The organism is Polaromonas sp. P1_E1_2, assembly GCF_056406035.1.
This window is the reverse complement of record NZ_JBFUAZ010000044.1, coordinates 1-13,980: the sequence shown is the minus strand read 5'-3', so window position 1 is coordinate 13,980 and position 13,980 is coordinate 1. Positions and strand designations below refer to the sequence as shown.

13 protein-coding genes are annotated in these 13,980 nt (G+C 63.0%); 9 read left to right on the top strand and 4 right to left on the bottom strand.

Translation table 11 applies throughout. The annotated features are described in order from the left end of the window. From dctP to manD, 9 genes are all read left to right on the top strand, one after another. A partial coding sequence (dctP, locus tag AC1D1P_RS04375; protein ID WP_477672195.1) for a TRAP transporter substrate-binding protein DctP occupies positions 1–769 on the top strand: 769 nt, incomplete at its 5' end. 78 nt (positions 770–847) lie between these two features. Continuing rightward, positions 848–1,423 (top strand): TRAP transporter small permease, encoded by a 576-nt coding sequence (locus AC1D1P_RS04370; RefSeq protein ID WP_477668480.1) that lies wholly within the window; start codon positions 848–850, stop codon positions 1,421–1,423. After that, the gene (locus AC1D1P_RS04365) at positions 1,424–2,818 is read left to right on the top strand and encodes a TRAP transporter large permease (RefSeq protein WP_477648930.1); all 1,395 of its coding nucleotides are present in this window, start codon (positions 1,424–1,426) and stop codon (positions 2,816–2,818) included. A gap of 99 nt (positions 2,819–2,917) precedes the next feature. Beyond that, positions 2,918–3,316 (top strand): hypothetical protein, encoded by a 399-nt coding sequence (locus AC1D1P_RS04360; protein WP_477668481.1) that lies wholly within the window; start codon positions 2,918–2,920, stop codon positions 3,314–3,316. A gap of 10 nt (positions 3,317–3,326) precedes the next feature. Beyond that, the gene (locus AC1D1P_RS04355; protein WP_477668482.1) at positions 3,327–4,853 is read left to right on the top strand and encodes a UxaA family hydrolase; all 1,527 of its coding nucleotides are present in this window, start codon (positions 3,327–3,329) and stop codon (positions 4,851–4,853) included. 11 nt (positions 4,854–4,864) lie between these two features. Beyond that, on the top strand, positions 4,865–5,926 hold the full coding sequence (locus tag AC1D1P_RS04350; RefSeq protein WP_477668483.1) for a malate/lactate/ureidoglycolate dehydrogenase: 1,062 nt from the start codon (positions 4,865–4,867) through the stop codon (positions 5,924–5,926). A gap of 87 nt (positions 5,927–6,013) precedes the next feature. Beyond that, positions 6,014–6,760 (top strand): SDR family NAD(P)-dependent oxidoreductase, encoded by a 747-nt coding sequence (locus tag AC1D1P_RS04345; RefSeq protein ID WP_477668484.1) that lies wholly within the window; start codon positions 6,014–6,016, stop codon positions 6,758–6,760. A 7-nt stretch (positions 6,761–6,767) separates the two neighbouring features. After that, the gene (locus tag AC1D1P_RS04340) at positions 6,768–8,168 is read left to right on the top strand and encodes a mannitol dehydrogenase family protein (protein ID WP_477672194.1); all 1,401 of its coding nucleotides are present in this window, start codon (positions 6,768–6,770) and stop codon (positions 8,166–8,168) included. Between the two features lie 5 nt (positions 8,169–8,173). Beyond that, positions 8,174–9,385: a D-mannonate dehydratase ManD gene (manD, locus tag AC1D1P_RS04335; protein ID WP_477672193.1), complete on the top strand. Its 1,212-nt coding sequence runs from the start codon at positions 8,174–8,176 to the stop codon at positions 9,383–9,385. Positions 9,386–9,522: 137 nt separating this feature from the next. Here manD and slmA read toward each other — a convergent pair whose 3' ends face one another. From slmA to argB, 4 genes are all read right to left on the bottom strand, one after another. Then, complete coding sequence (slmA, locus tag AC1D1P_RS04330) at positions 9,523–10,167, bottom strand: nucleoid occlusion factor SlmA (RefSeq protein WP_477668486.1); 645 nt, start codon at positions 10,165–10,167, stop codon at positions 9,523–9,525. Between the two features lie 162 nt (positions 10,168–10,329). After that, entirely contained in the window at positions 10,330–11,787 is a 1,458-nt protein-coding gene (locus tag AC1D1P_RS04325; protein ID WP_477672196.1) for an ATP-binding protein, read from the bottom strand. A 107-nt stretch (positions 11,788–11,894) separates the two neighbouring features. After that, positions 11,895–12,599, bottom strand: coding sequence for a response regulator (locus AC1D1P_RS04320; RefSeq protein WP_477672192.1), 705 nt, complete (start codon positions 12,597–12,599; stop codon positions 11,895–11,897). 289 nt (positions 12,600–12,888) lie between these two features. Further along, the gene (gene argB / locus AC1D1P_RS04315) at positions 12,889–13,800 is read right to left on the bottom strand and encodes an acetylglutamate kinase (RefSeq protein WP_477672191.1); all 912 of its coding nucleotides are present in this window, start codon (positions 13,798–13,800) and stop codon (positions 12,889–12,891) included. Positions 13,801–13,980: the final 180 nt, after the last annotated feature.

Here is a 13,980-nt window from a genome sequence, read left to right as displayed (position 1 = left end):
GGGCAAGGAAACCGACATCAACCAGGGCCTGCAGCTGGGCACCGTCGACATCATCATCTCGGGCGCATCGTTTGCGGCCCGAAGCTTTCCGCGGATCGGCGTGGCCTACTACCCCTACACCTTCCGCGACCCGGAGCACCTGCTGAAATACGCGAAGAGCGATGTCTTCAAGGAACTGACCGAAGGCTACAAACAGAAGACCGGCGTGCAAACCGTCGCCGTCACCTACTACGGCGCGCGCCACTCCACCAGCAACAAGCCCTTCAAGACCTGTGAAGAGATGAAGGGCCTGAAAATGCGGGTGCCCGACGTGCCGGCCTACATGGCCCTGCCTCGCGCCTGCGGCGCCAACCCGACGCCGATCGCCTTTGCCGAGGTTTACCTGGCGCTGCAAAACGGCACGGTCGATGCACAGGAGAACCCGCTGCCCACCATCGAGGCCAAGAAGTTCTATGAGGTCCAGAAGAACATCATCCTGACCGGCCACATCCTCGATTCGCTGGTCACGCAGATCGGCCCCCACGTCTGGACCAAGCTCAGCGATGCCGACAAGAAAGTCTTCACGGATATGATGCAGGAAGCGGCCGCCAAAGCCACGGCCGACATCCAGAAGCGGGAAGGCGAGCTGGTGGATGAGTTCAAGAAAAAAGGCATCAACCTGATCACGGTCAACAAGGACGAGTTCCGCGATCACATCGTCAAGGCCGTGGACATGGCGTCAATGGGCTACGACAAGAAGGATTGGGACCGCATCCAGGCCATCAAGTAAGTCTTGCCCATCCGGCCAAGGCTTCCCGCCCTTTCCTCCGTCGGAGGGAAGGGCCTCATTACCCGCTACTCCACCATCATGACTTCCATTCCCGACATTGACGCCTTGCCCAAGGTCATGGGCGACGACGGCGAGTTCCACGCCACGGATGAAGCAGTTGACCTGTCCGGCACGCCCGTTGAAGCCTGGGCGGCGCTGTTTTTCTTCTGGGCACTGGGCCTGACGGTTTTCTACCAGTTCTTCACGCGTTATGTAATGAACGATTCCGCCGCCTGGACGGAAGAAATCGCACGCTACCTGCTGATTGCCACGGTATTCGTCGGCGCCGCCATCGGCGTGGCCAAGAACAACCATATCCAGGTCGACTTCTTCTACCGCTTCATGCCCACCTGGCTGGCCCGGGCCATGGCCCTGCTGACCGATGTGCTGCGCATCGCCTTCCTGGGCGCCATGGTCGTGCTGACCTGGCAAATGATGGACAAGATGGGCAACTACAAGATGACCATCATCGACCTGCCGATGAACCTTGTGTACGGCGTCTGCCTGGTGGGGTTTGCGGCCATGGCCGTGCGCTCGATCTGGGTCATGCGCATCCACCTGCAGCGCGGCTACAGCGTGCTGGAACGCCCTGAATCCACGATGGAGGACCGCTGAATGTTGAAGGTTATTTTTCTCTTCCTGATGAGCGGTGGCCTGCCGGTGGCCATGGCCATGGCCGGGGCGTCGCTGGTCTACATCCTGTTCACCAACAGCTCGCCGCCCTTTGTGGTGGTTCACCGCATGGTCAGCGGCATCGACAGCTTTCCGCTGCTGGCCGTGCCGTTCTTCATCCTGGCCGGCAACCTGATGAACAACGCAGGTATCACCAACCGCATCTACAACTACGCACTGGCGCTGGTCGGCTGGATGAAGGGCGGGCTGGGCCACGTCAACGTCGTCGGCTCAGTGGTGTTTGCCGGCATGAGCGGCACCGCCATTGCCGACGCCGCCGGCCTCGGCACCATCGAGATCAAGGCCATGAAGGACCACGGCTACAGCACCGAGTTTGCCGTGGGCGTGACGGCGGCCTCGGCCACGCTGGGCCCCATCATTCCGCCCAGCCTGCCCTTTGTGATCTACGGCATGATGGCCAATGTCAGCGTCGGCGCGCTATTCCTGGCGGGCATCCTGCCGGGGGTCATGATGGCCATCCTGATGATGCTGACAGTGGCCTACTTCGCACACAAGAACGGCTGGGGCGCCGATGTTCCCTTCGCATGGAGCCGCCTGAACAAGGCGCTGGTGGAGACCGCCGTGGTCGTCGGCTGGCCGCTGCTGCTGTGGCTGCTGATCGGCAAACTGAACTTTCCGCCGCAGATCACGGTGGCCGTCGCACTGGCGGCATTGTTTGCGGCCGACAAGGCCTTCAATTTTCAGGCCGTGTTGCCCATCATGACGCCCGTGCTGCTGATAGGTGGCATGACCACCGGCATCTTCACCCCCACGGAAGGCGCGATTGCCGCCTGCGTCTGGGCGCTGATCCTCGGGTTTGCCTGGTACCGCACGCTGACCTTCAAGAGCTTTGTGAAGGTCTGCCTTGATACGGTCGAGACCACCTCCACCGTGCTGTTCATTGTGGCCGCGGCATCGATCTTCGGCTGGATGCTCACCGCCACCGGCGTGACCACCGACATTGCCAAATGGGTGCTGGACTTCACCAAGGAGGCCTGGGTCTTCCTGCTGCTGGCCAATTTGCTGATGCTGTTTGTGGGCTGCTTCCTGGAGCCGACCGCAGCCATCACGATTCTGGTGCCAATCCTGGTGCCGATTGCCACGCAGCTGGGTGTGGACCCGATCCACTTCGGGCTGGTGATGGTGCTCAATTTGATGATCGGCCTGCTGCATCCGCCCATGGGCATGGTGCTGTTTGTGCTGGCCCGCGTGGCCAAACTTTCCGTGGAACGGACCACCATCGCCATCCTGCCCTGGCTGTTCCCGCTGCTGGGCAGCCTGGTCATCATCACCTATTTCCCCAAATTGGTACTCTGGTTGCCGAAGATGTTTTACTGAAAGTGAAACAATCACCCTGAGACGCCTTCGAGGGGGCACCAACTGCGGCCCGGCGAAGCCGGTTCCGCGATGGCCCCCCGATAAACACAGAAGTATTAAATGGCTTTCGTAACAGAACTGATTTCTGTAGAGGATCAACAACTAATTGGGCACGATCAGATGCGAGACCCGATTGGGCGTCCCCTGCGGCCATATAAGTGGACCATTGATCGCGGTCGAGAGATGTTTTTTCTGCAGACTTATCGCGGTGGCGAAGATACTCATCATTTGATGTGGTTCATCTTCGGTGTGAAGGGGGTCAGGTTGTCACTACAACTTAGCTGTAAAACCCACATCAAAGATGGGAAAGAGTTTTACCCTTGGGAATTAGCCCACCCTGTTGATTTCCCGAATGACCTTCAAATGTCCCGTGAAAAAGTGATTGAGGCTATCAAAGAAGCCATAGCCTCCTTCACTAACTGGGGGTCTCCAATTAACCAAGTGACGTTCAGCTTCTAACTTCAAACCAATGACACCGTTTATTCGCCTTCACCCCTCCGATGATGTCCTGATTGCCCGAGCCCAGCTGGTGGGCGGCACCGAGGTCGAAAACATCACCGTACGCGGCCTGATTCCTGCCGGCCACAAGATCGCCACGCGCGCGCTGGCCCTGGGTGAGCCCGTGCGGCGCTACAACCAGATCATCGGTTTTGCCAGCAAACCCATCGCGCCCGGCGAGCACGTGCACACGCACAACCTCAACATGGGCCCCGACAAGGGCGACTTTACGCGCGACTACGCATTCGGCGCCGACGTGAAGCCGGCACCAGCCAGGCGCGAGGCGACTTTCATGGGCATCAAGCGGCCGGACGGCCGTGTCGCCACCCGCAATTACATCGGGATTCTCTCGAGCGTCAACTGCTCAGCCACCGCCGCGCGGGCGATTGCCGACCATTTCTCGCGGCAGAACAACCCTGCAGCGCTGAAAGACTTTCCCAACGTCGACGGCGTGGTGGCGTTGACGCATGGCACCGGCTGCGGCATGGACAGCGACGGCCTGGGCCTGCAGATCCTGCAACGCACGCTGACAGGTTACGCCACGCACCCCAACTTCGCGGGCGTGCTGGTGGTGGGCCTGGGCTGCGAGTCAAACCAGATCAATGCCTGGCTGGCCCACGGCAGCCTGCGCGAAGGTGAAACCCTGCGCGTCTTCAGCATCCAGGACACGGGCGGCACGGCCAAGACGGTGGCCAAGGGCATCGCCATGATCAAGGAAATGCTGCCGCAGGCCAATGCCGTCAAGCGCGAACCGTGCAGCGCCGCGCACATCACCATCGGCCTGCAGTGCGGCGGCTCCGACGGCTATTCGGGCATCAGCGCCAACCCGGCGCTCGGCGCGGCGGTGGACTTGCTGGTGGCCCATGGYGGCACAGCCATCCTCAGCGAAACGCCCGAAATTTACGGCGCCGAACATTTGCTCACGCGGCGCGCCGTTCGCCCCGACATCGCCGAAAAGCTGATCTCGCGCATCAAGTGGTGGGAGCACTACACCCAGATCAACGAGGGGGAGATGAACAACAACCCGTCGCCCGGCAACAAGGCCGGCGGCCTGACCACCATCCTGGAAAAGTCGCTGGGTGCGGTGGCCAAGGGCGGCACCTCCAACCTGGAGGCTGTCTATGAATACGCCGAACCCGTGAAGGACCACGGCTTTGTCTACATGGACACGCCGGGCTACGACCCGGTCAGCGCCACCGGCCAGGTGGCTGGCGGCGCCAACATCATCTGCTTTACCACCGGCCGCGGTTCGGCTTACGGCTGCGCGCCCTCGCCTTCGCTCAAGCTCGCCACCAATTCGGCGCTGTGGCATCGGCAGGAAGAGGACATGGACATCAACTGCGGCGAGATTATCGACAGCGGCGTGACGGTGCAGGAGATGGGACAGCGCATTTTCGAGATGGTGCTGGCCACCGCATCGGGCGAACCGAGCAAGAGCGAAAAGCACGGCTACGGGCAAAACGAATTTGTGCCCTGGCAAGTCGGCGCGGTGATGTAAGGGCTTTTCACATGCAAAAAGTGCTTCAAGCCCAATATCTACGGGCGCAAGCAGCTACTATTTTTATAGCAGCCGGCAGCACGGCCGCCGAAGCGGAAAAAATCGCCGCCAACCTGGTCATGGCCAACCTGAGCGGCCATGACTCGCACGGCATCGGCATGCTTCCGCGCTACGTCGATGCCGTACTCGAAGGTGGCCTGACGCCCAACGCCCAGGTCAAAACCCTGCTCGATACCGGCTCGCTGCTCAGCCTGAACGGCCAGCGCGGTTACGGCCAGTCGATCGGCGAGCAGGCGATGGCGCTCGGCATGGTACGTGCCAAAACCCATGGCAGCTGCATCATGGCGCTGGCCGAGTCCCACCATCTGGGGCGCATCGGCCATTTCGCCGAGATGGCCGTGGCCCAGGGGCTGGTGTCGCTGCACTTCGTGAACGTGATGACGCGGCCGGTCGTCGCTGCCTGGGGCGGCGCGGACGGACGCTACGGCACCAATCCCTGCTGTATTGGCATACCGCTGAAGGACCAGCCGCCCTTCATTCTCGATTTCGCGACCAGCCGCGTGGCCCAAGGCAAGATGCGCGTGGCGCACAACCAGGGCAAATCCGTCCAGCCGGGCCTGCTGATCGACGAACACGGCCAGCCCACCACCAACCCCGGCGTGGTGGTGGTGCCGCAGCCGAACGGTTTTTTTGGCGCGCTCATGCCGTTCGGCGAGCACAAGGGCTACGGCCTGGCGGTGGCGTGCGAGCTGCTGGGCGGCGCGCTTACTGGCGGCGGCACCTGGCACCACCCCACAAGCAGCGCACGTGCGGTCTACAACAGCATGCTCACGATCCTGATTGACCCGGGCAAGCTGGGCACCCAATCGGCCCTGGAAATGGAAGCGCTGGCTTTCGTCGAATGGCTGCGCAAAAGCCCGCCGGCCGACGGTGTGGACGCCGTGCAGATTGCCGGTGAACCGGAACGCCGCGCGCGGCTTGAACGCGAACAGGGTGGCATTGAAATGGACGGCGAAACCTGGCGCGAAATCGTCGCAGCCGGCCAGAAGGTCGGCGTAAATGTGCCGGATTGAACGCTGGACGCTATCAAATCAGTAGCTGCTCGCGCAGTCTCTATAAGGTCCAGCGGCCAAAATGATCCTCAATTTCACCGAAAAACCATGACGCCACCGATTCAAGACCAGGTTGCGCTTGTCACTGGCGCCAACGCCGGCATGGGCCTGGCCACGGCGCGTGCCCTGCTGGCCGCCGGCTACAAAGTGGCGGCCACTGACCTCGGCACCGAACGTGTGGCCGCCGAGCTTGCCGCGTATGGTGACCGTTTGGCCTGCTTCACCATGGACGTGAGCGAGCAGGCCCAGGTGCACGCCGCCTGCGACGCCATTGAAGCGCATTTTGGCCGCATCGACGTCTGCGTCAACAACGCCGGCTTCCTGCAATACGCCAACTGCGAACAGACCACGCCGGAGCTCTGGCACAAGACCCTGCGCATCAACCTCGACGGTGTCTTCTACGTCAGCCAGCGTGTGGCGCCCGGGATGAAGGCACGTGGTTTTGGCCGCATCGTGAACGTATCGTCCTATGGCGCCAAAACCGGGGGGCTGTCGCCGCTGCCAGCCTATGCTGCCAGCAAGGGCGGCGTAATCTCGCTGACCTTCAGCTTTGCCCGCGAATACGCCGCGTTCGGCGTGACCTGCAACGCGCTCGCCCCGACCTTTGTGAAGACCCAGATGCTGACCGGGCAGGTCAGTGCCGAGCGGCAAGCCGAGCTGCGCCAGAAGATACCGGTGGGCCGCTTCTGCGAGCTCGAAGAGTTCGCCCACTGCGTGCTGTTCCTGGCCCACCCGATGAGCGGCTTCATCACCGGCGAGGTGCTGGACCTCAACGGCGGCCTGCAGTTTGACTGAGCGCGCGATGCTGAACACCCGCGCTTTGCCGGAAATCGCCACGCGAGGCATCGGCGTCCCCACTTACTCACGCCGCGGCACTGTGGGCGTAGTGCACCTGGGCCTGGGCGCTTTTCACCGTGCGCACCAGGCACTGGTATTCGATTCCCTGCTGCAGCGTGGTGATGCGCGCTGGGGTGTGCTGGGCGTCGCCATGCGCAGCACCGGGCTGGCCGACGCCATGGCCGCGCAGGACGGCCTGTATGCCGTGCAGGTTGCCAGCAGCACCGGTGTGCAGTGGCAGGTCGGCGGCGCCATCTGGCAAACCTGCGTGGCTGCCCGCGAGCCTGCGCGGGTGGTGCAGACACTGGCCGCGCCATCCACGCGCTGGGTCACGCTGACGGTCACTGAAAAGGGCTACGCCCCGGAACTCGCCCAACTGCTGGTGCAGGGCCTGGCGGCGCGCCATGCGGCGGGGCTGCCGGGGTTGACACTCGCTTCCTGCGACAACCTGGCGCACAACGGCCGCAAGTTGCAGGCTTTGTGCATCGATGCCGCGCAAAAAGAAAGCCCGGCACTGGCGCAATGGATCAGCACCGCCTGCGCCTTCCCGAACAGCATGGTGGACCGCATCGTGCCGGCCGCAACCGGCCAGCGCCTGGCCGCTGCCGGGCAGGCGCTCGGCGTGGCTGACCAGGCCGCATTGGGCACCGAAGCCTTCTGGGAATGGGTGATTGAACGCCGCTTTGCCGATCCTGCGGACGGCGAAGTGCTGGCCGCTGCGGGCGTCACGGTGGTGGACGACGTGGCGCCGTTTGAAGAAGCCAAATTGCGCATGCTCAACGGCAGCCACACGGCCATGGCCTGCATGGGCGCGGTAGCGGGCTGGCCTGTCGTCAGCGACTGCATCGCGCAGCCTGCAGTGCATCGCTTCATCCACGGCCTGATGACGCAGGAAATCGGCCCCCAGCTCAGCCGCCCGGACTGGCCCGCCTACCGCGACGCACTGCTGGCACGTTTTGCCAACCCCGAGTTGCAGCACAAGGTGCACCAGATCGCCACCGACAGCTCACAGAAGATTCCATATCGCTGGGTACCTTCGGTGATTGATGCCCTGGCCGCGAACCAGCCCGTGGAACGGCTGGCCTTTGCGGCAGCGGCCTGGATGCGTTATCTGCGCGGCAGCGACGAGCAGGGGCAGCCCTACGCCATGAGCGACCCGATGGCCGAAACGCTGAAAGCTCTCGCGCTTGCCCATTCCGGTGACGCAGCAGCGACAGTGCAAGTCCTGGGTACGCTGCCGGCCATCTGGGGCGAGGCCCTGCCGCAGCAAGTGCACTGGTTGGCCCGCATGACCCACTGGCTGATCCAGATCAACCAGCGCGGCATGCTGGCCGCCCTGGACCAACTTCACTCCCACCCCATCTGAACACCATGAAAATCACCAACGCCCGCGTCATCGTCTGCAGCCCCGGCCGCAATTTCGTTACCCTGAAAATAGAAACCGACGAAGGCCTGACCGGCATCGGCGACGCCACGCTCAACGGGCGCGAGCTGTCTGTCGTGAGCTACCTGACCGAGCATGTCATCCCCTGCCTGATCGGGCGCGATGCGCACCAGATCGAGGACATCTGGCAGTACCTGTACAAGGGCGCTTACTGGCGGCGCGGCCCGGTCACCATGAGCGCGATCGCCGCTGTCGACACCGCCCTCTGGGACATCAAGGCCAAGGCCGCCAACATGCCGCTGTACCAGCTGCTGGGCGGAAAGAGCCGCACCGGCGTGATGGTCTATGGGCATGCCAATGGGAAAGACATTGCGCAGACCGTGGAAGAGGTGTTGCGCTACAAGGAGATGGGCTACCAGGCCATACGCGCGCAGAGCGGTGTGCCGGGCCTGGACAAGGTGTATGGCGTCGGCAAGGGCACGCTGTTTTACGAACCGGCTGATGCTGACCTGCCCAGCGAACACGACTGGAGCAGCGAAAAATACCTGCTGCACACCCCCAAGCTGTTCGACGCCGTGCGTACCGCCGCCGGGCCGGACATTCATTTGCTGCACGATGTGCATCACCGCCTGACACCGATCGAGGCGGGCCGACTGGGCAAATCACTGGAGCCCTATCACCTGTTCTGGATCGAGGACGCGACGCCGGCCGAAAACCAGGAGGCTTTTCGCCTGATCCGCCAGCACACGACTACACCGCTGGCCGTAGGCGAGATTTTCAACACCATCTGGGACTGCAAGGACTTGATCCAGAACCAGCTGATCGACTACATCCGCGCGACGGTGGTGCATGCCGGCGGCATCACCCACCTGCGGCGCATTGCCGACTTTGCGGCGATGTACCAGGTACGCACGGGCTGCCACGGCGCGACCGATTTGTCACCGGTCTGCATGGGCGCAGCGCTGCACTTCGACACCTGGGTGCCCAATTTCGGCGTGCAGGAATACATGCGCCACACCGAGCAGACCGATGAGGTGTTTCCGCACAGCTATCGTTTTGACAAGGGCTTTATGCATTGCGGTGAAACGCCGGGGCATGGCGTGGAGATCGACGAGAAGCTCGCCGCGAAATACCCGTACCAGCGCGCCTACCTGCCGGTGAACCGCCTGCAGCACGACGGGACCCTCTGGAATTGGTAGGGACTGACTTACCCCTATCGGACGCGCACTTCGTGTCGCGCCTTTTCCCCTTCCAGGGGACGGGCACCTGCGGCCGGGCAAAGCCCGTTCCGCGGCCCCCGCTTGAAGAAGAATTAGGCCCCTCTCTTGAGGCGGCGTTAGGCCAGGATCGTCGCGAGGCTGGCTTCGAGGTGTTCCGAGGGTAGGCGCTTGAAGCCGGAGCGGGCAAAGCGCTGCAGGCGGCCGACCATGAAGGCGACGATGACGGAGGCGCGCACCTGGGCGTCGACCGTGGGGGTCGCCGCGCCGCTGGCGGCCGCTGCGTCGCGCAGGCTTTGCTTGAGGCTGGACTCGAGCTTGTCGAAGAACTGGTTCATGCGCTCTTGCAGGCGGTCGTTTTCAAACACCAGCGCATCGCCCACCATCACGCGCGTCATGCCGGGGTTCTTTTCGGCAAACTGCAGAATCATGACCACCAGCTTGCGGGTGCGGGCTGAATGGTCGGGCTCACGTTCCCCAATCTGGTTGATCAGTGTGAAGACGCTTTGCTCGATGAATTCGATCAGGCCTTCGAACATCTGCGCCTTGCTGGCGAAATGGCGGTAAAGGGCGGCTTCGCTCACATCCAGCTTGGCTGCCAGGGCGGACGTCGTGATGCGCTCAGCGCCCGGCTGCTCCAGCATGGTGGCCAGCGCCTGAAGGATCTGGACCCGGCGCTCACCCGGTTTGGGGCGCTTGCGCACCGCAGGCTCGGCTGGCGTGACGTGCGGGCTCAATTCGGATTCAGACGCTAAGTCGGACATAGGCGATGAAGTAGGAAATGTTTCAAAAAACCGGGAATCGTTGCAATTGATTCTCGCACAGCCAGGTGACAGTTCGTCTCTCACCAGGCCCGGGTTTTCGCCCATGAGGCGAAGGCGCAACGTTCTGTTCCGTAACAGCAAGCGCTTACTGTGGTGGGCGAGCTACAAACTCAACCGAACCCGTAATCCGTACGGTCCGGCGGGGCCAGTCCCGGTGTGGTCCAGCTCCAGCTGCGAATGGTGAACCCGCGCGATTTCGCTGGCAATGGCCAGACCCAGGCCATTGCCCTCGCCCGCCGTCCCCTGCACCCGGTAAAAGCGCTGCAGCGCCATGCTGCGCTCGTCCGGGGCTATGCCAGGGCCGTCGTCTTCCACTTCCAGGAAGACGCCCCATCCCCGGTGCTCGGCGGCGGCGCCACCAGGACCCGGCTGTTTTGGCGTATCTGGCGCAGCGAAGCCGGCCGTCGGGCCACAGCGGATCGTGACCGTGCCGCCGGGCGGCGTGTATTTGACGGCGTTGTCCACCAGATTACCCAGCAGCTCGCGCAGCAGCCACTCGTAACCACTGACCTGTGCAGGCTGGGTTTCCAGCCCCAGGTCAATGCCCTTGCGCATGGCGGCATCCAGATGCAGCGGCAGAATGGATTCGCAGAGGTCTTTCAGGTCTACCCGCTGCATCGGCTGGGCGCCGGCGGCCGACGCATCGGCACGCGACAGCGCCAGCAGCTGGTTGGCCAGCTGCGACGTCCGGCGTGTGGCATTGCGCAGCTTGATGATTTTTTCGGCCGGCAAGGTCACCGCCCCGTCCGAGCCCGCGGCCTCAGCCACTTTGGCCGCTTGCGCCCAGGCCTCGACCTGGGCCTGCAGCCCGGCCAGAGGCGTGCGCAGCTGGTGCGCGGCATCAGCCACAAACCGCCGCTGCCCCTCCGCCTGGTCGTTCACCAGGCCAAAAAGGCGGTTCAAGGCACTCACCAGCGGCTGGACCTCGGCTGGCGTAGCCAGCGGGTCGATGGCGCTCAAGTCGCGCGGGTTGCGGCGCTCCACCGCGTCCTTGAGCTCAATCAATGGCTTGAGTGCCCGCGTGACGGCCCAGTTGACGGCAAAACCTGCCGCCACGACCAGGATCAGGTTCGGCAGCAGCACCTTGAACAGCACGGAGCGCACCCATTGCTGGCGCGGGTCGGATCCATCCGCCAGCTGGACGATCAGCTCACCCACTGCAGTCTTCATGCGCTGGGCGGCAATCCGGTAGGTCACGCCGTTGTATTCGATGCTGTGGAATTCCGGCTCGTGCGTGGCCGGCAACAGTTCGGGAATCCAGGGCTCACCAGCCAGAAAGTCCCCTTCCGCATCAGCAAGGCGAAATCCGGCGAAGCCAGGCCGGCCCTTGAGGAAATCATCCACGGCGGGAGCCATCAGCAGCACCGGCGCACTTTCCGGGGTGGCGCCCGGCGCCACAACCGAATCGGCCAGCAGGGGAATCAGCCGGAGCAACTGCTGATCTTTTTGCAGGGCGACATCGCCGGCCGTCTGGTAGTCAAAATAAATGCTCACCAGCGCAAAAGTCCCCAGCGGGAAAAGCAGCAGCAGGAGAAGCCGGCGCTGCAGGCCGGACTTCATGGCGGCAGGCACGAACGCGTTGCCGCCCGTGCGCGCAGCCAACGTACGCAGGCGGTTTTTCAGGCGAACGGCCCAGGACTGGCCGAAAGGGTTCATGCCTGCGCTGCCTATTCAGCGCCAGCGCTGGGCGGCATCCCCGGGGAAACTTCCACCAGCTCCAGCCGATAGCCAAAGCCGCGAATGGAACGTACGGCTATGCCGTGCGGCTCCAGCTTGCCGCGCAAACGCGAGATATACACCTCAATGGCATTGGGCGTGATCTCCTTGTCCCAACCGGTCATGGCCTGCAGCAGCTTGTCTTTGCTGGCCGGCTTGGGCGCGTGGATCAGCAAATACTCCATCACCGTCCATTCGCGCGGTCCGAGCTCAATCAGCTGGCCGTTGGCGCGGGCCTCGCGGTTGGCTGTGTCCAGCTCCAGCGCCCCAAAACTCAGTGTGGCGCTGGTGGCGGCCTGGGAGCGGCGCAGCAGCGCGCGCAGGCGCGCCAGCAACTCGGGCAGCTCAAACGGCTTGACCATGTAGTCATCTGCTCCCAGGTCCAGCCCCTGGACACGGTCCTGCAGCGCGTCGCGGGCCGTCAGGATGAGCACCGGCATGGCCATTCCGCCGCGGCGCAGGCGGCGCGTCAGTTCCAGCCCGTCAATGCGCGGCAGCCCGATGTCGATGATCGCCGCATCAAAGGTCTCGCCCTGCAGTACTTCCTCCGCGCGCTCGGCACTGCCGACCCAGTCAACGGCGTAGCCGGCGTCACTGAGCCCCAGCTTGATGCCGCTGGCCACCATCACGTCGTCTTCAACCAACAGGAGTCGCATAACGAATTGTCCGTTTCGTCATCAATGCCAATTGACCCCGCCTGAGGAGCGTCAATTCAGGAAAAAGCCGGTGCCGCTGCCTGATTTGGTTTTTGGTCTTGTTTTGGCCCGGTATCGGCTGCCAGTCTGCCAGACCGGCACTGTCGCCACCCTGACGGCAAAGGAAATACCCATATTTGCTATATTTTTTATAGCTGCTTACGCACACCCCATATGCCCTGGCGACCAATTTCATCAAAATCAGGGCGCCGCCCATCCGGACAGCCTTGGGCAGCCAGGAACGCCTGGATCAGTGCGAGCGGATCATGGTCCCGTAGGCCTGATCGGTCAGGATTTCCAGCAGCATGGCATGCGGCACCCGCCCATCGATGATGTGGACGGAATTCACGCCGCTTTTGGCCGCGTCCAGCGCGCCTTCGATTTTGGGCAGCATGCCGCCGGAAATCGTTCCGTCGGCAAACAGCTCGTCGATTTCGCGGGCGCTCAGGTCAGTCAGCAGCTCCCCGGCCTTGTTCAGTACGCCGGGGGTATTGGTGAGCAGCACCAGTTTCTCGGCCTTCAGCACGGTGGCCAGCTTGCCCGCCACCACGTCTGCATTGATGTTGTAGCTCTCGTTTTCCTCGCCAAACCCGATCGGGCTGATCACCGGAATGAAAGCGTCGTCCTGCAGCGCCTTGACCACGCTCGGGTCAATACTGACGATGTCACCCACAAAGCCGATGTCGTGCTCCTTCGTCGGGTCATCCTTGTCGACCATCTTGAGCTTTTGCGCACGGATCAGGCCGCCATCGCGGCCCGTCAGGCCCACGGCCTTGCCACCGGCCTGGTTGATCAGCCCGACGATGTCCTGCTGCACCTGGCCGGCCAGCACCCATTCCACGACTTCCATGGTCTCTTCATCAGTGACGCGCATGCCCTGGATGAAATGCCCCTTTTTGCCCAGGCGGTTCAGCGCCGCCTCAATTTGCGGGCCGCCGCCGTGCACCACCACCGGATTCATGCCCACCAGCTTGAGCAGCACCACGTCCTCCGCAAAATCAGCCTGCAGGGCCGGGTCCGTCATGGCGTTGCCGCCATATTTGATGACCATGGTCTTGCCGTGAAACTTGCGGATGTAGGGCAGCGCCTGGGCCAGGATCTCGGCCTTGTCGCGTGGGCCTACATGGGAGAGGTCTGGGTCGTTGGCGGTATGGGTGGTCATTCGCGGGGCCTTGTCAGGGTGAAACAGGGAACAGGAACACAGGGAGCAGGTATTGCCGGGAAATATTGCCCGAATTGTGCCGCATCGCTGCGGCCAGCGTGCCGGCCTCAGCGACGCAGCCAGCGCGGAACCTTGAAACGGATGATCGCGATATAAAAACCGACATACGTCAACACAAAC

What these genes read in the sequence shown, in the direction of transcription:
- AC1D1P_RS04370 (WP_477668480.1), top strand. Translation starts at nt 848, where the DNA reads ATGACTTCCATTCCCGACATTGACGCCTTGCCCAAGGTCATGGGCGAC.
- AC1D1P_RS04365 (WP_477648930.1), top strand. Translation starts at nt 1,424, where the DNA reads ATGTTGAAGGTTATTTTTCTCTTCCTGATGAGCGGTGGCCTGCCGGTG.
- AC1D1P_RS04360 (WP_477668481.1), top strand. Translation starts at nt 2,918, where the DNA reads ATGGCTTTCGTAACAGAACTGATTTCTGTAGAGGATCAACAACTAATT.
- AC1D1P_RS04350 (WP_477668483.1), top strand. Translation starts at nt 4,865, where the DNA reads ATGCAAAAAGTGCTTCAAGCCCAATATCTACGGGCGCAAGCAGCTACT.
- AC1D1P_RS04345 (WP_477668484.1), top strand. Translation starts at nt 6,014, where the DNA reads ATGACGCCACCGATTCAAGACCAGGTTGCGCTTGTCACTGGCGCCAAC.
- AC1D1P_RS04340 (WP_477672194.1), top strand. Translation starts at nt 6,768, where the DNA reads ATGCTGAACACCCGCGCTTTGCCGGAAATCGCCACGCGAGGCATCGGC.
- manD (WP_477672193.1), top strand. Translation starts at nt 8,174, where the DNA reads ATGAAAATCACCAACGCCCGCGTCATCGTCTGCAGCCCCGGCCGCAAT.
- slmA (WP_477668486.1), bottom strand. Translation starts at nt 10,167, where the DNA reads ATGTCCGACTTAGCGTCTGAATCCGAATTGAGCCCGCACGTCACGCCA.
- AC1D1P_RS04325 (WP_477672196.1), bottom strand. Translation starts at nt 11,787, where the DNA reads ATGAAGTCCGGCCTGCAGCGCCGGCTTCTCCTGCTGCTGCTTTTCCCG.
- AC1D1P_RS04320 (WP_477672192.1), bottom strand. Translation starts at nt 12,599, where the DNA reads ATGCGACTCCTGTTGGTTGAAGACGACGTGATGGTGGCCAGCGGCATC.
- argB (WP_477672191.1), bottom strand. Translation starts at nt 13,800, where the DNA reads ATGACCACCCATACCGCCAACGACCCAGACCTCTCCCATGTAGGCCCA.